Origin of the sequence: Leclercia sp. LSNIH8 (genome assembly GCF_002920195.1) — a bacterium.
In the GTDB taxonomy this organism is placed as follows: Bacteria; Pseudomonadota; Gammaproteobacteria; order Enterobacterales; family Enterobacteriaceae; genus Enterobacter.
Genome location: NZ_PQJY01000005.1, coordinates 409,772 through 432,900 on the forward strand (window position 1 = coordinate 409,772; position 23,129 = coordinate 432,900).

At 55.5% G+C, this 23,129-nt stretch carries 20 protein-coding genes; 8 read left to right on the forward strand and 12 right to left on the reverse strand.

Annotated elements, in window-relative coordinates; translation table 11 throughout:
* The first annotated feature begins 50 nt into the window (after window positions 1-50).
* Complete coding sequence (gene mutT / locus C3406_RS16630) at window positions 51-440, forward strand: 8-oxo-dGTP diphosphatase MutT (RefSeq protein WP_103178278.1); 390 nt, start codon at window positions 51-53, stop codon at window positions 438-440.
* Between the two features lie 38 nt (window positions 441-478).
* Here mutT and yacG read toward each other — a convergent pair whose 3' ends face one another.
* The 3 genes from yacG to coaE are packed head-to-tail and all read right to left on the reverse strand — an operon-like array spanning window position 479 to window position 2,037.
* Complete coding sequence (gene yacG, locus C3406_RS16635; RefSeq protein ID WP_103823255.1) at window positions 479-673, reverse strand: DNA gyrase inhibitor YacG; 195 nt, start codon at window positions 671-673, stop codon at window positions 479-481.
* A gap of 9 nt (window positions 674-682) precedes the next feature.
* Window positions 683-1,426, reverse strand: coding sequence for a cell division protein ZapD (gene zapD, locus C3406_RS16640; protein WP_103823256.1), 744 nt, complete (start codon window positions 1,424-1,426; stop codon window positions 683-685).
* Entirely contained in the window at window positions 1,426-2,037 is a 612-nt protein-coding gene (gene coaE, locus C3406_RS16645; RefSeq protein WP_103823257.1) for a dephospho-CoA kinase, read from the reverse strand. The genes zapD and coaE overlap by 1 nt, the downstream gene beginning before the upstream one ends.
* Before the next feature lie 235 nt (window positions 2,038-2,272).
* On the opposite strand from coaE, the gene C3406_RS16650 reads away from it, so the two are divergent.
* A complete protein-coding gene (locus C3406_RS16650; RefSeq protein WP_103823258.1) occupies window positions 2,273-3,316 on the forward strand; it encodes a GMP reductase in 1,044 nt (347 codons plus the stop codon).
* A 31-nt stretch (window positions 3,317-3,347) separates the two neighbouring features.
* Here C3406_RS16650 and hofC read toward each other — a convergent pair whose 3' ends face one another.
* From hofC to nadC, 4 genes are all read right to left on the reverse strand, one after another.
* Window positions 3,348-4,544 (reverse strand): protein transport protein HofC, encoded by a 1,197-nt coding sequence (gene hofC / locus C3406_RS16655; protein WP_103823259.1) that lies wholly within the window; start codon window positions 4,542-4,544, stop codon window positions 3,348-3,350.
* Window positions 4,534-5,919 (reverse strand): type II secretion system protein GspE, encoded by a 1,386-nt coding sequence (gene gspE, locus C3406_RS16660; protein ID WP_103823260.1) that lies wholly within the window; start codon window positions 5,917-5,919, stop codon window positions 4,534-4,536. Before gspE ends, hofC begins: the two co-directional genes overlap by 11 nt.
* Entirely contained in the window at window positions 5,916-6,368 is a 453-nt protein-coding gene (gene ppdD, locus C3406_RS16665) for a prepilin peptidase-dependent pilin (RefSeq protein ID WP_103823261.1), read from the reverse strand. The genes gspE and ppdD overlap by 4 nt, the downstream gene beginning before the upstream one ends.
* Before the next feature lie 183 nt (window positions 6,369-6,551).
* Window positions 6,552-7,445 carry a carboxylating nicotinate-nucleotide diphosphorylase gene (nadC, locus tag C3406_RS16670; RefSeq protein ID WP_103823262.1) on the reverse strand — a complete coding sequence of 298 codons (894 nt, stop codon included), beginning with the start codon at window positions 7,443-7,445 and terminating at the stop codon, window positions 6,552-6,554.
* Window positions 7,446-7,532: 87 nt separating this feature from the next.
* On the opposite strand from nadC, the gene ampD reads away from it, so the two are divergent.
* On the forward strand, window positions 7,533-8,096 hold the full coding sequence (gene ampD / locus C3406_RS16675; RefSeq protein ID WP_103823263.1) for a 1,6-anhydro-N-acetylmuramyl-L-alanine amidase AmpD: 564 nt from the start codon (window positions 7,533-7,535) through the stop codon (window positions 8,094-8,096).
* Entirely contained in the window at window positions 8,093-8,947 is an 855-nt protein-coding gene (gene ampE / locus C3406_RS16680; RefSeq protein ID WP_103823264.1) for a beta-lactamase regulator AmpE, read from the forward strand. The genes ampD and ampE overlap by 4 nt, the downstream gene beginning before the upstream one ends.
* Before the next feature lie 18 nt (window positions 8,948-8,965).
* Here ampE and C3406_RS16685 read toward each other — a convergent pair whose 3' ends face one another.
* The 3 genes from C3406_RS16685 to aroP form a co-directional block, all read right to left on the reverse strand.
* Window positions 8,966-9,916 (reverse strand): glycoside hydrolase family 43 protein, encoded by a 951-nt coding sequence (locus tag C3406_RS16685; protein WP_103823265.1) that lies wholly within the window; start codon window positions 9,914-9,916, stop codon window positions 8,966-8,968.
* 10 nt (window positions 9,917-9,926) lie between these two features.
* On the reverse strand, window positions 9,927-11,318 hold the full coding sequence (locus C3406_RS16690; RefSeq protein ID WP_103823266.1) for a glycoside-pentoside-hexuronide (GPH):cation symporter: 1,392 nt from the start codon (window positions 11,316-11,318) through the stop codon (window positions 9,927-9,929).
* Between the two features lie 160 nt (window positions 11,319-11,478).
* Window positions 11,479-12,849, reverse strand: a complete 1,371-nt coding sequence (gene aroP, locus C3406_RS16695) for an aromatic amino acid transporter AroP (protein WP_146052349.1) — start codon at window positions 12,847-12,849, stop codon at window positions 11,479-11,481.
* Window positions 12,850-13,387: 538 nt separating this feature from the next.
* Here aroP and pdhR point away from each other — a divergent pair.
* The 4 genes from pdhR to lpdA all read left to right on the forward strand — a co-directional run bounded on the left by pdhR (window position 13,388) and on the right by lpdA (window position 20,477).
* Complete coding sequence (gene pdhR, locus C3406_RS16700; RefSeq protein ID WP_039030352.1) at window positions 13,388-14,152, forward strand: pyruvate dehydrogenase complex transcriptional repressor PdhR; 765 nt, start codon at window positions 13,388-13,390, stop codon at window positions 14,150-14,152.
* Window positions 14,153-14,273: 121 nt separating this feature from the next.
* Window positions 14,274-16,937, forward strand: coding sequence for a pyruvate dehydrogenase (acetyl-transferring), homodimeric type (gene aceE / locus C3406_RS16705; protein WP_103178292.1), 2,664 nt, complete (start codon window positions 14,274-14,276; stop codon window positions 16,935-16,937).
* 14 nt (window positions 16,938-16,951) lie between these two features.
* Window positions 16,952-18,853, forward strand: a complete 1,902-nt coding sequence (gene aceF, locus C3406_RS16710) for a pyruvate dehydrogenase complex dihydrolipoyllysine-residue acetyltransferase (RefSeq protein ID WP_103823268.1) — start codon at window positions 16,952-16,954, stop codon at window positions 18,851-18,853.
* A gap of 199 nt (window positions 18,854-19,052) precedes the next feature.
* Window positions 19,053-20,477 carry a dihydrolipoyl dehydrogenase gene (gene lpdA, locus C3406_RS16715; protein WP_103178294.1) on the forward strand — a complete coding sequence of 475 codons (1,425 nt, stop codon included), beginning with the start codon at window positions 19,053-19,055 and terminating at the stop codon, window positions 20,475-20,477.
* A gap of 56 nt (window positions 20,478-20,533) precedes the next feature.
* Here lpdA and C3406_RS16720 read toward each other — a convergent pair whose 3' ends face one another.
* Window positions 20,534-21,328, reverse strand: a complete 795-nt coding sequence (locus tag C3406_RS16720; RefSeq protein ID WP_103823269.1) for a DUF2950 family protein — start codon at window positions 21,326-21,328, stop codon at window positions 20,534-20,536.
* Window positions 21,329-21,338: 10 nt separating this feature from the next.
* Window positions 21,339-22,874, reverse strand: coding sequence for a DUF3300 domain-containing protein (locus C3406_RS16725; RefSeq protein WP_103823270.1), 1,536 nt, complete (start codon window positions 22,872-22,874; stop codon window positions 21,339-21,341).
* Between the last annotated feature and the right edge of the window lie 255 nt (window positions 22,875-23,129).

The window sequence follows — 23,129 nt, forward strand, 5'->3', positions numbered from 1 at the left end:
ACCAACTGAAAAGGCGCAGATATCTGCGCCTTTTTTATGGATGTAAGTCAATGAAAATACTGCAAATCGCTGTCGGGATCATTCGTAATTCCGATAACCAAATTTTTATTACCCAGCGTGCGGCCGATGCGCACATGGCGAATAAGTGGGAGTTTCCTGGCGGTAAGATTGAGTCCGGCGAGACCCCGGAACAGGCGCTTATCCGCGAGCTTCAGGAAGAGGTGGGCATCACGCCGCGCGGTGCGACCCTGTTCGACAAACTGGAATATACCTTTCCCGATCGCCATATCACGCTGTGGTTCTGGCTGGTGGAAAACTGGGAAGGCGAACCCTGGGGCAAAGAGGGACAGCCTGGAAACTGGGTGACGCTGAACGCGCTGGATGCCGATAAATTCCCACCGGCAAATGCGCCTGTCATCGCGCGTTTAGTGGCGGACTGACTGGCTTGCGAGCGAGGTGCCGGCAGGCCATGGTGATGTTACTGCTGCTCTTCGCTCCAGTCATCGCTGTCAGACATATCGCCTGAGCTGGGAATACGTTTCTCTTCCGCAGCCCACTCGCCCAGATCGATTAGCTGGCAGCGCTTGCTGCAAAAAGGGCGGAACGGACTCTGTTCGCCCCAGACAACGGGCTTGCCACAGGTGGGGCAGTTCACGGTGGTGACATCAGACATCTTAACTCCTTAGCAGCACGCCAGTTCAAAGTCGAGGCGTTCCGGCACCAGACCATGTTCACTGTCGAGCGGCATGAAACGGATCGCAAAGCGGCTCTTATGGCCTGAAATTTGCGGGTAAAGCTGATCGGCAAGGGAGAGCTGCAGGCGCAGGAGATCCGCATCTTCCCCGTTATCCTGATAAAAACCATTCAGGCTGGTTTGCTTGCGGAATGGCGCGGAGTTGCGGATCAAATCCAGGATCAGCGACAGCGCCTGGTTCAACGGCTCAAGGCTGTTCAGCCAGCTTTGCACCTGGATATCGCGCTGCTCCTGGGGCATATGCAGCCAGATGTGTAAGGTCGGTAAATCGAAACTGCAGCAGCCGCCGGGAATGCTCAGGCGCTGACGCACCAGTGCGACCAGGCGGTCTTCACGCAAAAACTGGCCGATACGCGGTGCCGCCATTAATACGCCGCTGCTGTGTTTCAGCTGCTGGCGCAGGCTGTCGATACGGCTGTTATCCACCCCCGGCACTTCCGCCCAGGCCTGCAGTTTACGCTGCTGACGTTCCAGCTCTTTCAGCAGTTCTGTGCGAACTTCGCCACGCTCTAACACGTCCAGCAGGTCGCTCACGTTGCGGAAAAAGTGCAGCGCCGAGGTGTGGTCATGAATCGGAAGCAGGCCAGAAAGCTGCTGGATCAAAAATTCGATACGCAACCAGGTGCGCATTTTTTCGTTGAGGGGATGCTCGAAAAGAACATGGGTGTGCATTAGGCTTTTTCCTGTAAAACGGCCTGCGCCAGATATTGCTGATGCAGGCGAGCCACATCCGATGCAATGGCATCCGGTGAGCCGTTATTATCAATCACATCATCCGCGACGGCCAGGCGCGCTTCACGCGTGGCCTGCGCGGCAAGAATTTTTTCCGCATGTTCACGCCCGACGTTATCACGGGCGATGGTGCGCTGAATTTGTGTTGCCGGAGAGACGTCAACAACCAGTACCCGATCCGCTTTATCATGGAGATTATTTTCCACAAGAAGCGGGACAACCCAGAGCACATAAGGGGAAGTGGCGCGTGCTATCTGTTTCTGCGTCTCCTGCTGGATAAGCGGGTGAAGCAGGGCGTTAAGCCAGGCTTTCTCTTCAGGATGCGTGAAAATGCGTTCGCGCAGCATTCGACGATTAAGGGTGCCATCAGGCTCAATAATGTCGCTGCCGAAATGGTCTGCAATAGCGCGTAGTGCGGGTGTACCTGGCTCTACCACCTGGCGGGCAAGAATGTCGGCATCAATTATCGTGATACCCAGACGAGAGAAGGCTTCAGCCACAGTGCTTTTGCCACTGCCAATGCCTCCCGTTAATGCAACGATGTACCCCATTAAATAAAATCCTGGGAAATATTCATTATTGATATCAATTGCTTAAGATTTAATCTTTTATCAGCAAAGAGTAAGCTCTGCTTACGTACTTTTTACCAGGTAAATTTATAGGATTGTAGCGTAAAAAAAGTGATTTTCGCAGTCTTGCGCAACAGGTATTAGTGCGTATGATAGCGTCACTGGAGTTGTGTGTTACGTTTTTCGACATTTACCCCAGTACCCCAGGAATCCGCAAATGCGTATCGAAGAAGATTTGAAGTTAGGTTTCAAAGACGTTCTTATCCGCCCTAAACGTTCTACTCTGAAAAGTCGCTCCGACGTTGAACTTGAACGTCAATTCACCTTTAAGCATTCCGGTCAGACCTGGTCTGGCGTACCCGTTATCGCCGCTAATATGGATACCGTTGGAACGTTTGCGATGGCAAAAGCGCTGGCTTCCTTCGACATTCTGACCGCTGTACACAAGCACTACAGCGTGGAAGAGTGGAATGCGTTTGCAGGCTCCGTATCTGAAAACGTGCTGAAGCATGTGATGGTATCTACCGGCACCTCTGATGCCGATTTCGAAAAAACGAAACAGATCCTGATTGCTAACCCAAACCTGAACTTCGTCTGTATTGATGTTGCGAATGGCTATTCTGAGCACTTCGTTCAGTTCGTCAGCAAGGCGCGTCAGGCCTGGCCGACCAAAACCATTATCGCAGGTAACGTGGTTACCGGTGAAATGTGTGAAGAGCTGATCCTCTCCGGGGCAGATATCGTGAAAGTGGGCATTGGCCCCGGTTCTGTCTGCACCACGCGCGTAAAAACCGGCGTTGGCTATCCGCAGCTGTCAGCAGTGATCGAGTGTGCTGACGCAGCCCACGGTCTGGGTGGCCAGATCATCAGTGACGGTGGATGCACCATGCCGGGCGACGTGGCAAAAGCATTCGGCGGCGGCGCAGACTTCGTGATGCTGGGCGGTATGCTGGCGGGCCACGACGAGAGCGGCGGTACCGTTGTTGAAGAAAACGGTGAAAAATTCATGCTGTTCTATGGCATGAGCTCAGAATCGGCCATGAACCGCCACGTAGGTGGTGTTGCGCAGTATCGTGCCGCGGAAGGTAAAACCGTTAAGCTGCCTCTGCGCGGCCCGGTTGAGAATACCGCGCGTGATATCCTGGGTGGCCTGCGTTCAGCATGTACCTACGTGGGGGCATCCCGCCTGAAAGAGCTGACCAAGCGCACGACCTTTATCCGCGTTCAGGAGCAGGAAAACCGCGTTTTCAACAGCCTGTAATGCTTCTCGCTGGCGCGTTTTCGCGCCAGCGTTATCCCGCACTCATCGCATCCCCCAGATGGAAAATCGGCAGATACATCGCGACCACCAGCGTGCCGATAATCAACCCCGTCACAATCAACAATACTGGCTCCAGCAGTGAGGCTAAATTGTCGGCCTGCTGAAAGGTCTGCTCATTATGATGCTGCGCCAGATTGCTCAGCATGGTGTCCAGCGCGCCCGATGCTTCGCCTGTGCGTACCAATTGAATGCAGAGTGGCGTAAAAATTTCTGCCTCATTCAGGGCTGACCAGATGGGCATCCCTTGCATGATGCGATGCCGTATCGCCTGTAATTTCTCCTGCCAGAAGGGGCACTCCAGCGTCTCCTCCGTACTTTCCAGCCCTTGTATAAAGGCGATGCCCGCCTGCTGCGTGAGCGAGAGAACGGTAAATATCTGGCTGAGCTTTTGCCCCCGAACCAGCGGGCCAATCACCGGGCTGTTCAGCAGCAGACGCTGGGTAGCGTATCGCCACCGTCGTTTGCGGCGAAGAAACAGCAGACCGGATGCTATCGCTATAAGAATGAACAGTAGCGCCACCCCCCGTTCCTGAAGCACGTTTGCCAGCCCCATCACTGCCCGGGTCAGGGCAGGTAATGGGGTGTTAAAGGTTTTATAGATAGCGGCAAACTCCGGCAGCACCAGCGTGACCATCGCCAGCACTACGGCGAAAGCCAGGCCGAGAATGATCACCGGATAACGCAGCGCTTTTTTTACCTTTGCGCTGAGTTGCTGCTGGGTTTTTTGCTGCTGCGCGAGCTGGCGACAACATTCATCCAGCTTGCCGGTCAGCTCCCCGGTTTTGATCATTGAAACATAAAGCGGCGGAAAAACATGCGGCCATTTTTTCAGGGCGTCAGAGAAGGCACACCCGGCACTGAGGTCGTCGGCGACGCTTTGCAACAACGCCTGCCATTGCCTGGCCGGGTGCTGCTGCGCCAGAAGCGCCAGCCCTGCCGACAGGGTTAACCCCGCCTGCAGCAGTGTCGCCAGCTGGTGGATAATGTCGTAGCGATGCTGCGCCTGCCACCGTGTCTGTTGCGCGCATCGCCTGAGTTCCAGGGGAACGAGCGCTTTGCCATGCAGGATAGCCCATGCCGTTTGTTTGTCGGGTGCCCAAAGCGCGCCCGCCTGCCGTTCCCCCTGCGGGCTGAGTGCCCGCCAGCGCCAGAGCTGATTACCTGCCATCCGGCGCGCCCAGCATCTGCACTAGCTCTTCGAGGGTGGTGTGGCCCTGTTCTACCGCCATGCAGCCATGCTCAAACAGCGTGGTCATACCCGTCTGTCGGGCCAGCTTTTCGATCTCGTCCACCGATGCTCCGCTGGCAATGGCGGTGCGCAGCTCGCGGGTGATTACCATCACCTCGAAGATTGCCACCCGGCCATAAAAACCGTGGTAGCAGCGGTCGCAACCCACCGGCTGCCAGTGCGGCAACGGGCGAGGCCACAACGCCTGGGGCAGAGGGGTATCCCGGCGGGCCTCCTGACGACAGTGCGGGCACAGCCGACGTACCAGCCGCTGGGCGATCACCAGAGACAATGCCGAAGAGATCATCCAGCGCGCCACCCCCATTTGCTGCAGGCGAACCAGCGTTTCGGCGGTAGAGTTGGTATGCAGCGTCGACAGCACCAGATGGCCGGTCTGGGCGGCATTGATGGCGATCTCGGCCGTTTCGCCATCGCGTATTTCGCCCACCATGATGATGTCTGGATCCTGACGTAAAAATGCCCGCAATACGCTCTGAAAGGTCAACCCCGCCCGGGGGTTTATGGGGGTCTGGTTTAGCCCCTCGAGCGGGATTTCAACAGGATCTTCTACGCTGCAGATGTTCACAGCGGGCGTGTTCCGGGCCTGTAAGGCGCTGTAAAGGGTAACGGTTTTACCACTGCCGGTGGGGCCGGTCACCAGAATCAGCCCTTGGGATTTATGCAGCGCTTCGGCGAATAATCGCTGCTGGATGGTGCTCATGCCCAGCTGATCCAGCAGGAGCGCCTGCTGCTCCTGCTGCAAAAGCCGCAGCACAATTTTTTCCCCGTTGCGACAGGGGAGGGTGGCAATACGAAACGAGACGGGGGCGCCGGATAGCTCAACCGTAAATTGTCCATCCTGGGGTAAGCGCCGCTCGGCGATATCCAGATTGCCCAGCACCTTCAGCCTGGCGATAAGCGTAGTGCCCAGCTCGGACGAAAGAGGCTGTTGCGGATACAACACGCCGTCGATGCGTAACCGGATCTGCCAGCTCTCGTCGGCGGGCTCGATGTGAATATCCGATGCCCGCTGGCTCATCGCCTGCATCAGGGTGCGGTTGAGGATCTCAATGGCGGAGCGGGTGGAGATGGCGGCCACAGGCAGATGCGAGTCTGACGCGGTTTGCCGGTGCTTTTCCATTCTCTCGCTGGTCCAGCATTCGATATCTATCCTTTTCTGCGTCGCGAAACGTAACGCCTCCAGCAGCTCAGCAGGCGGGTTACCGACCACTGCAATCGTGACTCTGTCCGGGGCGCTGGTCAGCAACAAGGCGTTGTGACGCTGACACAGCGCGGTGAGCTGGTCAGAATTCATTGCACGTTCTCCTCGCCAGCCGTAAACCGGAACACCTCTTCACAGGCCTGCTTCAGCGCGCTGTCGTTGGCAATGGTGCAAACGCGCGTCCAGCCGGTGATGCCGTTGCCATTATTCCATTGCGGCGTCATCACGACCTCCAGACCGTTCAGGCTCTCCTGACCCGTCAGGGTCACGGTACCCTTGGCAATGCTCATGGCTGAGACATAGCGGGAGGTGGCAGGGGAGGGAATGCCGTTGACGCCTGCGTCACAGCTTTCTGTTCCGCCATGATCGAGCGCACAAAGTTCAACGGCGGTACGGTAGGGCAGGAAGGTTTGCAGCATATCGGTGAGGGCGGCTTTTCGCAGGTAGTTCTGATAGGCCGGAATGCCGATGGCGCTGAGTATGGCGACGATGCCGATGACGACCATTAGCTCGATGAGGGTAAATCCTTTTTGTCTTTCCATGAGTCTCTCCTTATGTGAACTGGCACTACTGTGGCAGTACGGCAAAACAGGAGCGAGCGGCAAAAATCATTTCGGGAAGCAGGATTCAGCGAGGAGTGTTGACGTTACAGCGTGGTGCAGCGGGTTTGCGAGAGGGGTCGTAAATCGGGCGAGCCCGGCCCTGGCAGACCGGGCTGAAGTCAGCTAGCGAAAGCGCATCGACAGATCGAGGGCGCGAATGTGTTTAGTCAGTGCACCAACGGAGATGAAGTCGACGCCGGTTTCGGCAAATTCACGTAAGGTTTCACGCGTCACGTTGCCGGAGACCTCCAGACGGGCCTGACCATTGGTACGCTTCACGGCCTCACGCATCTGCTCAGTTTCGAAGTTATCCAGCATGATGATGTCGGCACCCGCTTTCAGCGCGTCTTCCAGCTCCTGCAGGCTTTCTACTTCCACTTCGACCGGCACATCCGGATGCAGCCAGAAGGCTTTTTCCACCGCCTGGCGAACGGAGCCGGAGGCGATAATGTGGTTCTCTTTAATCAGGAAGGCATCGGACAACCCCAGGCGATGGTTGGCGCCGCCGCCGCACAGCACGGCATATTTCAGCGCGGTACGCAGGCCGGGCAGGGTTTTGCGCGTATCCAGCAGTTGGGTGTTTGTGCCTTCCAGCAGGTTGACGTAGCGGCGCACTTCGCTTGCTACGCCCGAGAGCGTCTGGACAAAGTTCAGCGCAGTGCGTTCACCGGTGAGCAGGACGCGAGACGGCCCTTCAAGTTCAAAGAGCGGCTGGTTAGCCACAATGCTGTCGCCATCTTCGACATGCCACGTCACCTGAACGCCGTCCCCGGCCAGTTGCGTAAAGACCTCTTCCACCCAACGTTTGCCACAGAAAACGCCATCCTCACGGGTGATGACAACCGCATGGGAACGGGCATCTTCCGCCAGCAGCTGGGCGGTAATGTCGTTGTCAGCATTGACGTCTCCACCCAGATCTTCGCGCAGCGCATTGGCGACGCTTGCTGGAATATCCATATTTATACGTTCCAGCAGTACGTTACGTCTGTGGTCGGGGTTGTAGCGGCGTGGCGGCATGTTAAAACTCCAAATTGGTAACGAATCATAAGATTGAAACATGCTACTCTGAACCGGGAATCAGCACCATATATAAGGAGATCCTGCATGCACTCAGAACATGGCTGGCTGGTGGAGGCTCGGCGTGTTCCTTCGCCACACCACGATTGCCGCCCGGAGGATGAAATTCCGTCACTGCTGGTTGTGCATAACATCAGCCTGCCGCCCGGCGAGTTCGGCGGCCCGTGGATTGACGCGTTATTCACCGGGACAATCGATCCCGATGCTCACCCCTTTTTCGCAGAAATTGCCCACCTGCGCGTTTCTGCCCATTGTCTGATTCGTCGTGACGGCGAGATCGTCCAGTATGTTCCTTTTGATAAACGTGCCTGGCATGCAGGCGTTTCTCAGTATCAGGGGCGTGAACGCTGCAACGATTTTTCCATCGGTATTGAGCTCGAAGGGACAGATACGCTGCCCTACACCGATGTCCAATATCAGCAACTGGCTGCGGTAACGCGCACGCTGATTTCACTCTACCCGGCTATCGCCCACAACGTGACCGGTCACAGCGATATTGCGCCGCAGCGCAAGACCGATCCCGGCCCGGCGTTTGACTGGGAACGATTCAAAACCCTGCTTACCGCCCTGTCAGAAAAGGAGATGACATGACGTTATTTACCATGCTGCTGGTGTTGATTGCCGAGCGTTTGTTTAAGCTGGGCGAGCACTGGCATCTGGATCATCGGATGGAAGTGCTGTTTCGTCGCATCCGCCACTTTTCCATGCTTCGCACACTGCTGATGACGGCGGGCGTGATGGTGGTGGTATTCCTGCTGCTGCGGTCGCTGTATGGTCTCTTCTTCAACGTGCCGCTGCTGGTGGTGTGGATCCTGCTCGGTGTGCTCTGTATTGGCGCGGGCAAGGTGCGTTTGCACTACCATGCCTATCTGAAGGCGGCCACTAACGGAGACGCCCATGCCCGTGGGGCAATGGCCAGCGAGCTGACCTTAATTCACGGCGTACCGCCGGAGTGCGATGAGCGCGAGTTTTTACGCGAACTGCAGAATGCGCTGCTGTGGATTAACTTCCGCTTCTATCTGGCGCCATTGTTCTGGTTTGTGGTGGGCGGCGCGTGGGGTCCGGTTCTGCTGATGGGCTATGCGTTTTTACGCGCCTGGCAGAGCTGGCTGGCACGTTATCTGACCCCGCACGAGCGGTTGCAGTCCGGCATCGATGCGATCCTGCACGTGGTAGACTGGCTGCCGGTGCGGCTGTTCGGCGTGGTGTATGCCCTGATCGGCCACGGCGAGAAAGCCCTGCCGGCATGGTTCGCCTCGCTGGGCGATCGCCACACCTCGCAATATCTGGTGTTAACACGTCTGGCCCAGTTCTCCCTGGCCCGCGAGCCGCACACGGATAAGATCGCAACGCCGAAAGCGGCCGTTTCGATGGCTAAGAAAACCTCTTTTGTGGTGGTGGTGATTGTGGCGCTGCTGACCATTTACGGCACGCTGATCTAAACCAGCGCGCCGCAGGCTTCAGACTGTATCAGCTGACGGGATGCCGAAATCGGGCATCCCGTTTTCGTTCCAGCGTACGGTTTTCAGGCGGGTGTGGCGGTTTGGATCGTACAGCGGATCGCCTTCGATTTCGGTGTAGTTGCGTGCATGGTAAACCAGCACGTCTTCCCCCTTCGGCGTTTGGGTAAAGCTGTTATGACCCGGTCCGTACTGGCGGTTCTCGTAGCTGGTGGTGAACACCGGCTGCGGGGATTTATGCCAGTTCGCCGGGTTACGTGGGTCAGCATTGAGGTCGATCCACAGCAGTCCCATGCAGTAGTTCTCATCGGTGGCGCTGGCGGAGTAGCTGATAAACAGCCGATCGCCGTGGAACAGCACCGCCGGACCTTCGTTGACCCAAAAAACGCGGCACTCCCAGTCATATTCCGGTTTGCTGAGCATCACCGGATCGCCTTTGAGCGTCCATGGGTTTTCCATTTCGCACAGATAAAGGTTCGAGTTACCGGTGATATCCGGGGCTTTTTGCGCCCAGAGATACCAGCGTTTACCCTGATGGACAAAGGTGGTGGCATCCAGCGCAAAGGTATCAAAGTGCGTTTTGATCTGCCCCTTCTCTACCCATTTGCCGGTGAGTGGGTCGCTGTCGGTGCACTCCAGGGCATACATCCGGTGCTGGAACATGCCCAGCTCGTCCAGCGCCTGGGTGTGGGCAGCCGCGAAGTAGATGTACCATTTGCCGTCGATAGCGTGCAGTTCCGGTGCCCAGATCAGATTACCCATCGGGCCGCTGTCGGGTTTGCGCCAGACCACGACCTCTTCCGCGCTGCGCAGGCCTTCCAGCGAGTCGGCGCGGCGGATCGCCAGCCGGTCATACTCCGGAACCGAGGCGATAAAGTAGTACTGTCCTTCATGATGAAGAATGTACGGGTCAGCGCGTTGTTCAATAAACGGGTTTGGCCAGGTTTGCATTCGGCTTTCCTTATTCAGCGGCTTTGAGTTCCTGATAGTCATTCAGCTCGCGGTAGTTATTGCGACGCTTCTCCAAATCTTCCTGGATCCGCTTCATCGTCTCACGGTCAACTTTCAGCAGACGCACCACGCCAGCGGTAATGAGATATCCAATGCCAGGAATAACGGTAAAGAGCAGGACGATGCCGTTGATGGCGTCCGCGCTTTGCGCTTTTGCGCCTGCATCATAACCGTACCAGGAGAGCAGGAAGCCCACCATGGCACCGGCAATGGCCAGCCCCAGCTTGAGGAAGAAGATGTTGCCGGAGAAGCTGATCCCGGTGATGCGTTTCCCGGTTTTCCATTCGCCGTAGTCATCCACGTCGGCCATCAGGGACCAGTGCAGCGGGGACGGGATTTGGTGCAGGATGTTCAGCAGGAAGTAGAGCACCACAATGGTCACGGTGGCTTTTGGATCGAAGAAATAGAAGGCACAGGAGAAGATCGCCAGCGCGATGTTGGTCCAGAAAAAGACCTTCAATTTACACCAGCGGTCGGTCAACACTTTTGCCATAACGCTGCCGAGCATCATGCCCACCACACCCAGGCTGATAAACAGGGTCGCGAAGTGGGTGCTTTGGCCCATCACCCAAGTGACGTAATACATGGTGGCCGCCATGCGGATAAAGCCAGGGCAGACGTTACACAGGGTCAGCAGCAGGATGCGCACCCACTGGTCGTTCTTCCAGACATCTTTCAGATCGTTTTTCAGTTCGTCATGGGTCTGTACCGCCGGGCGCACACGCTCGCGCACCGTGGCGAAGCAGAACAGGAACATGCAGGTGCCAATCAGTGCCAGCACGGTCATGGCCATCTGATAACCTTTGGCTTTGTCCTCGCCGCCGAACCAGTCGGCCATCGGCAGCAGCGTCAGCGACAGCAGCAGCGTGGCAATACCTACCAGCACAAAGCGGTAGGACTGGCAGGCAACACGCTCTTTAGGATCGTTGGTGATCACCCCGCCCAACGAGCAGTAAGGAATGTTAATCGCCGTATAGGTCAGAGAGAGCAGGAAGTAGGTAACGAAGGCATAGATAACTTTGCTGTTGTAGGTCCAGTCCGGAGTGGTGAACATCAGGATGCTGAACAGCGCATAGGGGAAGGCGATCCACAGCAGCCATGGACGAAATCGCCCATACTTACTGCGGGTACGGTCGGCGATGGCACCCATAATCGGGTCGGTAACGGCATCAATTACGCGTACCGAGAGCAGCAGTACGCCCACCAGGGCGGGTGCCAGGCCAAAGATATCCGTATAAAAATAATTCACAAACAACATGATGGCGCCAAAGATGATGTTGCACCCGGCATCACCCATCCCATAGCCGATCTTTTCTTTCACTGATAATTTATTGTTATCCATCGACGTTTCTCCGAGTAGCGGTATGGAGAGAATTATTCGCTGGCAAAGGAAAATATGCGTTGCAGTATAACGTCGCTGATATGGATAAAATTGCTGTTGACGGGAAAGTGTGAGGAAGGTAACAACCCTCTGCGTCCGGGAGGACACAGAGGGAAGAGGGTTAGTGCGCTTTTACCGTTTTAGCATTTTTCTGCTTACACATGTAGCCCACCCCGAGGATCACAATCCATACCGGGATCAGGTAGACCGAAATGGCCATGCCTGGGGTCATCAGCATGATAACCAGTACGGCGGCCATGAACAGCAGGCAAATCCAGTTACCCAGCGGGTAGAGCAGGGCAGGGAAACGCGTTTTCACGCCTTGCTGCTGCTTGGTACGACGGAACTTCATGTGCGCCAGGCTAATCATCGCCCAGTTGATCACCAGGGCAGAGACCACCAGCGCCATCAGCAGGCCGAAGGCCGATTCCGGTGCCAGGTAGTTAATCAGCACACACAGAGCCGTCACAATAGCCGACACGATAATGGTGTTTACCGGTACGCCACGTTTATCAACAGAAAGCAGCGCTTTCGGGGCGTTACCCTGCTGGGCCAGGCCGAACAGCATACGGCTGTTGCAGTAGACGCAGCTGTTGTAAACCGACAGCGCCGCGGTCAGTACTACTACGTTCAGCGCGTTCGCCACGAAAGTGTCGCCCAGCTCGTGGAAGATGAGGACAAACGGGCTGGTATCTGCGGTGACGCGGGTCCATGGCAGCAGGGAGAGCAGCACGGCCAGCGAGCCCACATAGAAGATCAGGATACGGTAGATAACCTGGTTGGTTGCTTTCGGGATGCTCTGCTCCGGGTTGTCTGCTTCCGCGGCGGTGATGCCCACCAGCTCCAGCCCCCCGAAGGAGAACATGATGATCGCCATCATCATCACCAGCCCGGTCATGCCGTGCGGCAGGAAGCCGCCCTGATCCCACAGGTTGCTGACGCTTGCCTGCGGGCCGCCATTGCCGCTGAAGAGCAGCCAGCCGCCGAACAGAATCATCGCCACAACGGCGATAACTTTAATAATGGCGAACCAGAACTCCATCTCGCCGAACACTTTCACGTTGGTCAGGTTAATGGCGTTGATCACCACAAAGAAGACCGCCGCTGAGGCCCAGGTTGGGATTTCAGGCCACCAGAACTGGATATATTTACCGACCGCAGTCAGTTCCGCCATCGCGACAAGAACATAGAGTACCCAGTAGTTCCAGCCGGAGGCGAAGCCGGCAAAACTGCCCCAGTATTTGTAGGCAAAATGGCTGAAGGAACCGGCTACCGGCTCTTCGACCACCATCTCACCTAACTGACGCATAATAAGGAATGCGATAAAACCGGCAATGGCGTAGCCCAGAATAATACCCGGCCCGGCAGACTGAATAACCGATGCGCTACCCAGAAACAGGCCGGTACCGATCGCACCACCGAGGGCAATAAGCTGGATATGGCGGTTTTTAAGGCCGCGCTTTAGCTGATCGCCGTGCTGTTGACCTTCCATTATAAAACCTCGTGTGTGGTTGTTATGTTCACGCTCTGGCGTGTGTAATTATGAAATTCCATTTCATGTATTTATTAGTTTACGGTTCAATTGGCTGAAATAACCGGCTGTGTCTTCCGTATTCGGAAGAATAGTGGTAAGCGACGGCGAATGCACCTGCTTTATGCGAGGAGAAAGCGAGTTCGAATAAAAAGAAAGCATTTGTAAATCGTCCCGTTTAAGTCCCTTTATCAACCTATAGAATAAAAATGCGCCATAAGTGGGCAGATTTTCATTTTTTACTCCGCTAAATCGGTTCAGATCGCACTTTTCACCGTTTCAATAAAGTTAAAACTGCCTCTTTCGGGGTAATCAATTCATTTGTGCAGAGTTACACTTTTGAAACGTTATTTCTGTAAGGTTGTTAAAATAAGCAGGGTTTAATGATTTCAATCAAAACCAATATGGACACAAGGTGAATACTTTGTTACTTTAGCGATACGAACATGAAATTGGTAAGACCAATTGACTCCGGGCAAAAAGGCGTAAGACAGGGAATATGGCCTACAGCAAAATTCGCCAACCAAAATTATCCGATGTGATTGAGCAGCAGCTGGAGTTTTTGATCCTTGAGGGGACCCTGCGCCCCGGTGAAAAACTACCACCTGAACGCGAACTGGCTAAACAGTTCGACGTTTCCCGTCCCTCGCTGCGTGAGGCGATCCAACGCCTTGAAGCCAAGGGCCTGCTGCTTCGTCGCCAGGGTGGCGGAACCTTTGTGCAAAATAGCCTGTGGCAGAGTTTCAGCGACCCGTTAGTGGAGCTGCTCTCCGACCACCCAGAATCCCAGTTTGATCTGCTTGAGACCCGTCACGCGCTTGAAGGCATCGCGGCTTATTACGCGGCGCTGCGCAGCAATGATGCCGATCGCGAGCGCATCCGCGAACTGCATCAGGCCATCGAACGGGCTCAGGAATCCGGCGATCTTGACGCCGAGTCCGACGCCGTCGTCCAGTATCAAATCGCCGTCACTGAAGCGGCCCACAACGTGGTGCTCCTCCATCTGCTACGCTGCATGGAGCCAATGCTTGCCCAGAACGTTCGTCAGAATTTTGAATTGTTGTATGCCCGCCGGGAGATGCTTCCGCTGGTCAGCAACCATCGCACCCGAATATTCGAGGCGATAATGGCCGGGGAGCCGGAGCAGGCGCGTGAAGCGTCGCACCGTCACCTGGCTTTCATTGAGGAAATCTTGCTGGACCGCAGCCGTGAACAGTCGCGTCGCGAACGTTCATTACGCCGCATACAGCAACGAAAGGATTAAGCGCCAGTTTTTTAGAGCGCGGCAACTAAACGCAGAACCTGTCTTATTGCGTTTTCTGGCGAAAATGCAATGGGACAGGTTCCAGACAAATCAACGTATTAGATAGATAAGGAATACCCCCATGTCAGAACGTCTCCAAAATGACGTGGATCCGATCGAAACCCGCGACTGGCAACAGGCGATCGAATCGGTCATCCGTGAAGAAGGTGTTGAGCGCGCTCAGTATCTGATTGAACAGATGCTTTCTGAAGCCCGCAAAGGCGGCGTGAAAGTAGCTGCAGGTGCAGGGGCTAACAACTACGTAAACACGATTGCCGTTGAAGACGAACCGGAATACCCGGGCAATCTGGATCTGGAACGCCGTATCCGTTCTGCAATCCGTTGGAACGCCATCATGACCGTTCTGCGCGCATCCAAAAAAGATCTGGAGCTGGGTGGCCACATGGCATCCTTCCAGTCCTCTGCAACCGTTTATGAAGTGTGCTTTAACCACTTCTTCCGCGCGCGCACTGAAAAAGATGGCGGCGACCTGGTTTACTTCCAGGGTCACATCTCTCCGGGCGTCTACGCACGTGCGTTCCTAGAAGGTCGTCTGACTGAAGAGCAGATGAACAACTTCCGTCAGGAAGTTCACGGTAAAGGTCTCTCTTCTTATCCGCACCCGAAACTGATGCCAGAATTCTGGCAGTTCCCGACCGTTTCCATGGGTCTGGGCCCAATCGGTGCGATCTACCAGGCTAAATTCCTGAAATATCTGGAACACCGTGGCCTGAAAGATACCTCTCAGCAGACCGTTTACGCCTTCCTGGGCGACGGCGAGATGGATGAGCCAGAATCCAAAGGCGCGATCACCATCGCGACTCGTGAGAAGCTGGACAACCTCTGCTTCATCATCAACTGTAACCTGCAGCGTCTGGATGGTCCGGTAACCGGTAACGGCAAGATCATCAACGAACTGGAAGGCATCTTCGCAGGTGCTGGCTGGAACGTTATCAAAGTGATGTGGGGCGGTCGTTGGGACGAGCTGCTGCGTAAAGATACCAGCGGTAAGCTGATCCAGCTGATGAACGAAACCGTTGACGGTGACTACCAGACCTTCAAATCCAAAGATGGTGCCTATGTTCGTGAGCACTTCTTCGGTAAATATCCTGAAACCGCAGCCCTGGTTGCAGACTGGACTGACGAGCAGATCTGGGCCCTGAACCGTGGTGGTCACGATCCGAAGAAAGTCTACGCTGCACTGAAAAAAGCGCAGGAAACCAAAGGCAAAGCAACCGTCATCCTGGCTCATACCGTTAAAGGTTATGGCATGGGTGACACTGCCGAAGGTAAAAACATCGCGCACCAGGTTAAGAAAATGAACATGGACGGCGTGCGTTATATCCGCGACCGTTTCAACGTTCCAGTGACCGACGAGCAGGTTGAAAACCTCTCCTACATCACCTTCCCGGAAGGTTCTGAAGAGCACACCTATCTGCACGCGCAGCGTCAGAAACTGAACGGCTACCTGCCGTCCCGTCAGGTGAACTTCACTGAGAAACTGGAACTGCCAGCGCTGGAAGACTTCTCTCAGCTGCTGGAAGAGCAGAACAAAGAGATCTCTACCACTATCGCCTTCGTGCGTGCCCTGAACGTGATGCTGAAGAACAAGTCGATCAAAGATCGTCTGGTACCAATCATCGCGGACGAAGCGCGTACCTTCGGTATGGAAGGTCTGTTCCGTCAGATCGGTATCTACAGCCCGAACGGCCAGCAGTACACCCCGCAGGACCGTGAGCAGGTTGCATACTACAAAGAAGACGAGAAAGGCCAGATCCTGCAGGAAGGTATCAACGAGCTGGGCGCAGGCGCATCCTGGCTGGCTGCTGCGACCTCTTACAGCACCAACAACCTGCCGATGATCCCGTTCTACATCTACTACTCCATGTTCGGGTTCCAGCGTATCGGCGACCTGTGCTGGCAGGCAGGCGACCAGCAGGCTCGCGGCTTCCTGATCGGTGGTACTTCCGGTCGTACGACCCTGAACGGCGAAGGTCTGCAGCACGAAGATGGTCACAGCCACATTCAGTCTCTGACTATCCCGAACTGTATCTCTTACGATCCGTCTTACGCGTACGAAGTGGCAGTCATCATGCATGACGGTCTGCAGCGCATGTACGGTGAAGCGCAAGAGAACATTTACTACTACATCACTACCCTGAACGAAAACTACCACATGCCGGCCATGCCGGAAGGCGCCGAGGAAGGTATCCGTAAAGGTATCTACAAACTCGAAACCGTTGAAGGTAGCAAAGGTAAAGTTCAGCTGCTGGGCTCCGGTTCTATCCTGCGTCACGTTCGTGAAGCAGCGCAGATCCTGGCGAAAGACTACGGTGTGGGCTCCGACGTGTACAGCGTAACCTCCTTCACTGAACTGGCGCGTGATGGCCAGGATTGTGAGCGCTGGAACATGTTGCACCCGCTGGAAACTCCGCGCGTTCCGTACATCGCTCAGGTGATGAACGACGCTCCGGCCGTAGCATCTACTGACTACATGAAACTGTTCGCAGAGCAGGTTCGTACTTACGTTCCAGCTGATGATTATCGCGTACTGGGTACTGACGGCTTCGGTCGTTCTGACAGCCGCGAAAACCTGCGTCACCACTTCGAAGTTGATGCTTCTTACGTGGTTGTAGCAGCCCTGGGCGAACTGGCTAAACGTGGCGAAATCGATAAGAAAGTGGTTGCGGACGCAATCACCAAATTCAACATCGATGCAGAAAAAGTTAACCCGCGTCTGGCGTAAGAGGTAAAAGAATAATGGCTATCGAAATCAATGTACCGGACATCGGGGCTGATGAAGTTGAAATCACCGAGATCCTGGTCAAAGTGGGCGACAAAGTTGAAGCTGAACAGTCGCTGATCACCGTAGAAGGCGACAAAGCCTCTATGGAAGTTCCGTCTCCTCAGGCTGGCATCGTTAAAGAGATCAAAGTCTCTGTTGGCGATAAAACCGAGACGGGCAAACTGATCATGATTTTCGATTCCGCCGACGGTGCAGCAGCAGCTGCACCTGCGCAGGAAGAGAAGAAAGAAGCCGCTCCGGCCGCCGCTGCTCCAGCAGCTGCCGCGGCAGCGAAAGAAGTGAACGTGCCTGACATCGGCGGTGACGAAGTTGAAGTCACTGAGATCCTGGTGAAAGTGGGCGATACCGTTGCGGCTGAGCAGTCCCTGATCACCGTAGAAGGCGACAAAGCCTCTATGGAAGTTCCGGCGCCGTTCGCCGGTACCGTTAAAGAGATCAAGATCAACACCGGTGACAAAGTCTCTACTGGCTCCCTTATCATGGTCTTCGAAGTGGCAGGCGCCGCGCCTGCTGCCGCACCAGCTCAGGCTGCTGCTCCGGCACCTGCGGCTGCTCCAGCTGCGGCTGGCGGTGCGAAAGAGGTTAACGTACCGGACATCGGTGGTGACGAAGTTGAAGTCACCGAAGTGATGGTAAAAGTGGGCGACAAAGTTGCCGCTGAACAGTCACTGATCACCGTTGAAGGCGACAAGGCTTCCATGGAAGTGCCTGCGCCATTCGCCGGTACCGTTAAAGAGATCAAAATCAGCACCGGCGACAAAGTCTCTACCGGTTCCCTGATCATGGTCTTCGAAGTGGAAGGCGCTGCGCCTGCTGCTGCTCCGGCTGCCGCTGCTGCGCCAGCACCTGCTGCTGCTCCGGCTCAGGCGGCTAAACCTGCTGCGGCTCCGGCTGCTAAAGCGGAAGGCAAATCTGAGTTCGCTGAGAACGACGCTTATGTCCACGCGACTCCGCTGATTCGTCGCCTGGCGCGCGAATTCGGTGTGAACCTGGCGAAAGTGAAAGGAACTGGCCGTAAAGGTCGTATCCTGCGCGAAGACGTTCAGGCTTACGTGAAAGAAGCGGTTAAACGCGCTGAAGCGGCACCTGCTGCTGCCACCGGTGGCGGTATCCCGGGCATGCTGCCTTGGCCGAAAGTGGACTTCAGCAAGTTCGGCGAAATTGAAGAAGTGGAACTGGGCCGTATCCAGAAAATCTCTGGTGCTAACCTGAGCCGTAACTGGGTAATGATCCCGCACGTTACGCACTTCGATAAAACCGATATCACCGATCTGGAAGCGTTCCGTAAACAGCAGAACGCCGAAGCTGAGAAGCGTAAACTGGACGTGAAATTCACCCCAGTGGTCTTCATCATGAAAGCCGTTGCCGCTGCCCTGGAGCAGATGCCACGCTTCAACAGCTCCCTGTCCGAAGATGGCCAGAAGCTGACGCTGAAGAAATACATCAACATCGGTGTTGCGGTTGATACGCCAAACGGTCTGGTTGTTCCGGTCTTCAAAGACGTGAACAAGAAGAGCGTTACCGAGCTGTCTCGTGAACTGACCACCATCTCCAAGAAAGCGCGTGATGGTAAGCTGACTGCCGGCGAAATGCAGGGCGGCTGCTTCACCATCTCCAGCATCGGCGGCCTGGGTACCACCCACTTCGCGCCGATCGTGAACGCGCCGGAAGTGGCGATCCTGGGTGTCTCCAAGTCCGCGATGGAGCCGGTGTGGAATGGCAAAGAGTTTGTGCCGCGTCTGATGATGCCAATTTCTCTCTCCTTCGACCACCGCGTGATCGACGGTGCTGATGGTGCGCGCTTTATCACCATCATCAACAACATGCTGAGCGACATTCGCCGCCTGGTGATGTAAGTAAAAAAGCCGGCCTGACGGCCGGCTTTTTTCTGTTAATCTCATGCAGTTCGTGAGGTTATTGGCGAAAGCGGAAATTCGTGAGCCGTTTGTTGTTTCAAAATTGTTAACAATTTTGTAAACTGCGGGCGGATAGAACGTCCCGGTGGATGAAGGGCGACAAAGTACCTGGACCGCCGGAAATCAATAAGAGGTCATGATGAGTACTGAAATCAAAACTCAGGTCGTGGTACTTGGGGCAGGCCCGGCAGGTTATTCTGCTGCCTTCCGTTGCGCTGATTTAGGTCTGGAAACCGTCATCGTAGAACGCTACAACACCCTGGGTGGTGTTTGTCTGAACGTCGGCTGTATCCCTTCTAAAGCGCTGCTGCACGTAGCGAAAGTTATCGAAGAAGCTAAAGCGCTGGCTGAACACGGTATCGTCTTCGGCGAGCCGAAAACCGATATCGATAAAATCCGTACCTGGAAAGAGAAAGTCATCAATCAGCTGACCGGCGGTCTGGCGGGTATGGCTAAAGGCCGTAAAGTGAAAGTGGTTAACGGTCTGGGTAAATTCACCGGGGCCAACACCCTGGAAGTGGAAGGCGAAAACGGCAAAACCGTGATCAACTTCGACAACGCGATCATCGCGGCGGGCTCCCGTCCGATCGAACTGCCATTCATTCCACATGAAGATCCGCGCGTGTGGGACTCCACCGATGCGCTGGAGCTGAAAGAAGTACCAAAACGCCTGCTGGTTATGGGCGGTGGTATCATCGGTCTGGAAATGGGTACCGTTTACCATGCGCTGGGTTCAGACATTGACGTGGTTGAGATGTTCGACCAGGTTATCCCGGCTGCTGACAAAGACATCGTTAAAGTCTTCACCAAACGCATCAGCAAGAAATTCAACCTGATGCTGGAAACCAAAGTGACTGCCGTTGAAGCGAAAGAAGACGGTATTTACGTTTCCATGGAAGGCAAAAAAGCCCCTGCTGAAGCGCAGCGTTACGACGCGGTGCTGGTGGCGATCGGTCGTGTGCCGAACGGTAAAAACCTCAATGCAGGTGCAGCGGGCGTGGAAGTTGACGACCGTGGTTTCATCCGTGTTGATAAACAGCTGCGCACTAACGTGCCGCACATCTTTGCTATCGGCGATATCGTCGGTCAGCCAATGCTGGCGCACAAAGGTGTTCACGAAGGTCACGTTGCCGCAGAAGTTATCGCCGGTATGAAGCACTACTTCGACCCGAAAGTGATCCCATCTATCGCCTATACCGAGCCAGAAGTGGCATGGGTCGGTCTGACCGAGAAAGAAGCGAAAGAGAAAGGCATCAGCTACGAAACCGCCACCTTCCCGTGGGCTGCTTCTGGCCGTGCTATCGCTTCCGACTGCGCAGACGGTATGACCAAACTGATCTTCGACAAAGAGACTCACCGCGTGATCGGTGGTGCAATTGTCGGTACCAACGGCGGCGAGCTGCTGGGTGAGATCGGTCTGGCGATCGAAATGGGCTGTGACGCTGAAGACATCGCGCTGACCATCCACGCTCACCCTACTCTGCACGAGTCTGTTGGCCTGGCGGCAGAAGTGTTTGAAGGCAGCATCACCGACCTGCCAAACGCGAAAGCGAAGAAGAAATAATTTTCTTCCGGCATGAAAAAAGCGGCTCCTGAGCCGCTTTTTTTTATTCTGAAAACTTACTGCGCGACCTGCTGCCAGCGATCGTCCGGGTTAAACGTCGGGATCGCTTTCGCTTCCTCCGCTGACTTCTCGCCCAGATTCGCCTGCCAGACCCGATCGTCGCCGTTAATCATAAAGCTCATTACCCCGGTCTCGCCGTAGCTCACCGGCCAGGCGATCATCGCAAAGCCTGATTGACTGTCCGGCAGAATGCGGAAGTGATAGCCGTGATACCCCTGACCAGGCTTTTTCGGGCTGAAGGCCGGGCCGAGCGGGCTGGGCGCTTCGCCAGGCTGCACAGGCCAGTAGAGGCCATCTTTTTTGCCCTCGCTGCTGACAATCTTCTGCGCATAGTGTGTGGTAAGGGCGTAATAGCGCTCCTGCGCATCCACATAGGCATGCAGCGCTTCGATGGCGGCCAACTCGTTGCGTCCAATCTCACGGGTCAGGATCGCTTCGGCCCCCTCCTTGATGTCGAATTGCCAGCCAGCAGCGGTTTTGACAACCGGGATCGGCAGCTGCCAGTCGCTGTTTCCGACCACAAGATGTGCCGTATCGCCCTCGATGATCGTATTGTGCCGGACTTTCCAGTCACGCAGGAAGCGATCGACGGCATCAGGCTCGACCCCTTCAGGTGGCAGAAAATCGCGCCAGTTATCCCCCAGCAGATTATTCATTGCGCTTTCATTTTGCTCCCGGATGGCGCTTGCCAGGGCATCGGTCGCCTGGTCTGGCGTGTTGAAGGATTGCTGCGCCATCGTTGTGGCTGAAACCATGAACAACACCATTCCACAGAGTAGTTTGCTTTTCATGTCGGCTCCCTTAACGATGACGGAATTCACGGTGTTCAACCCGCCCGGCAGGCATCTGCCGTAGCTGCTGATGTTGAGCTGCTATCTGTCTGCTCTGCGCCCCGCGCTGCTGTTGCGCTTGCCAGCTGGCGGAACGGCTGTCGTTGCCGCTTAACGCATTTGCGCGGGTGGGCAGGGCATGTACGCTGCGCTGTTGCGCAGGGTGTGAAACCCGTTTCTCTTGTCCCTGGGTTGTTATCTGATGCCGCATGGTTGCTCTGTGTGTGGTCTGCGGTTGGGTATCGTAGCCACGGAAGTTGTTGCGTTGAGATAGCTGTTTTAACTGTTGATTCGAGACCTGACGCTGCGTATCTCTGTTTCCGGAATGGACTGTCTGTGGGAAGGTTTTGCCCGTCGACTTCTCCATTTGGCTCAGGGCAGCCTGACGCTGGCTATCGCGATTGACCGTTTTTTGTTGTGTGGAACTGAGCCCCGTTACCGTATTTGTGGCGTGAAAACGGTTGTTAAGCGGGTTCGTCGGATAGGGCACGTTCTCACGGTAGGCCGGGTTATGCTGCCAGGTGCGGTTAGCGTCAGTCAGATGTTCGCCACTTATCTTATTGAAATTATTTACATTGATATTGATATTATTATCACCGTTGCGGTTATAGCCGCCGTGATGATCCCAGTCATCATCGTGGTGATGGTGATCCCAGTCGTCGTCGTCCCAGTCAATATTGCTGAAGATGGCGTAGGTTGTTGCTACCCCCAGGCTAAAGCCTAACCCTTTAACCAGACTGTTGGTAAATTGCTCGCCGGGAGAAGGGGGCAAATAGACCGGCGGATAGGCGGTGTTCGGCCAGGTACCGTACACGGTATTAGGGTTATAGGTGGGGACGTAAACCACCTGCGGATCGGCCGATTCTATCTTGATCACCGTTGGGTTTGCCTGGGGAGTATATGTGTCCGACTCGCGGGTGGTGGTTTTCGCGGGCGCAGGTTTTGTCACGGTGGTGACAGTCTGCTGGGGCGTCGATTGTAATGCCCCGGTTTGCTGCGCCAGCAAGCGCAGGCGTTGAACGGAGTCCATCACGTCCTTCGGCTGCGCGAGGAACGCATCGCCCAGATTCTGTACCCACGGCGGATTTTCGCCCATCAGGGAGATCAGCTGCGGGAAGGCGACCAGCGATTTTACGCTGGGATCCCAGGGTTGCCCTGCAACGGCCTGTATCGCGGCATCTCCCTGCATACGTGGGTTGTCACGGGACCACTGGGCCGCCTGTATCACGTTCGTCGGGTAGGTCGCCGCCATTAGAATCTGCGACAGCAGGGTGTCGGGATAGAGGGCGATGGGCGCCACCCACTGGTCGATTTGCGCGGCGGTATAGACCACCGGGGCTGGCTGCGTGGGAGCAGGCACCGGTGCGGCTTGCGCTGTCGGCGCGGGCTGTGGTGGCTGAGTGACGGTCTCCGGCGCGCGGCTATTTACGTAGACGACGCCAGATGCGGCTAACAGCCCGGCGCTACACAGGAGAACAAGCAGATGTGGCTTAAAGGTCAACTTCATAATAAGACTCCGACGAAAGCGAGGCCGTGAGGCATTTACGTTGTCGCGAGTATATGCACCCGGGGATGACTTTTTTGACTTAAACTGGGAACCGCGCCGAATGACCGGATAAAGAGTGTGAGCAGTTATTACACAGATTATACTGGATAGCGAAAAACGCGCCGGGGTTTCAAATGGCCGCTCTTGCGAGCGGCCAGTAGCTAGTTGCCGAGGTTAATGACAAACAGCACTGTGATGTCGGATATGCTCCAGCCA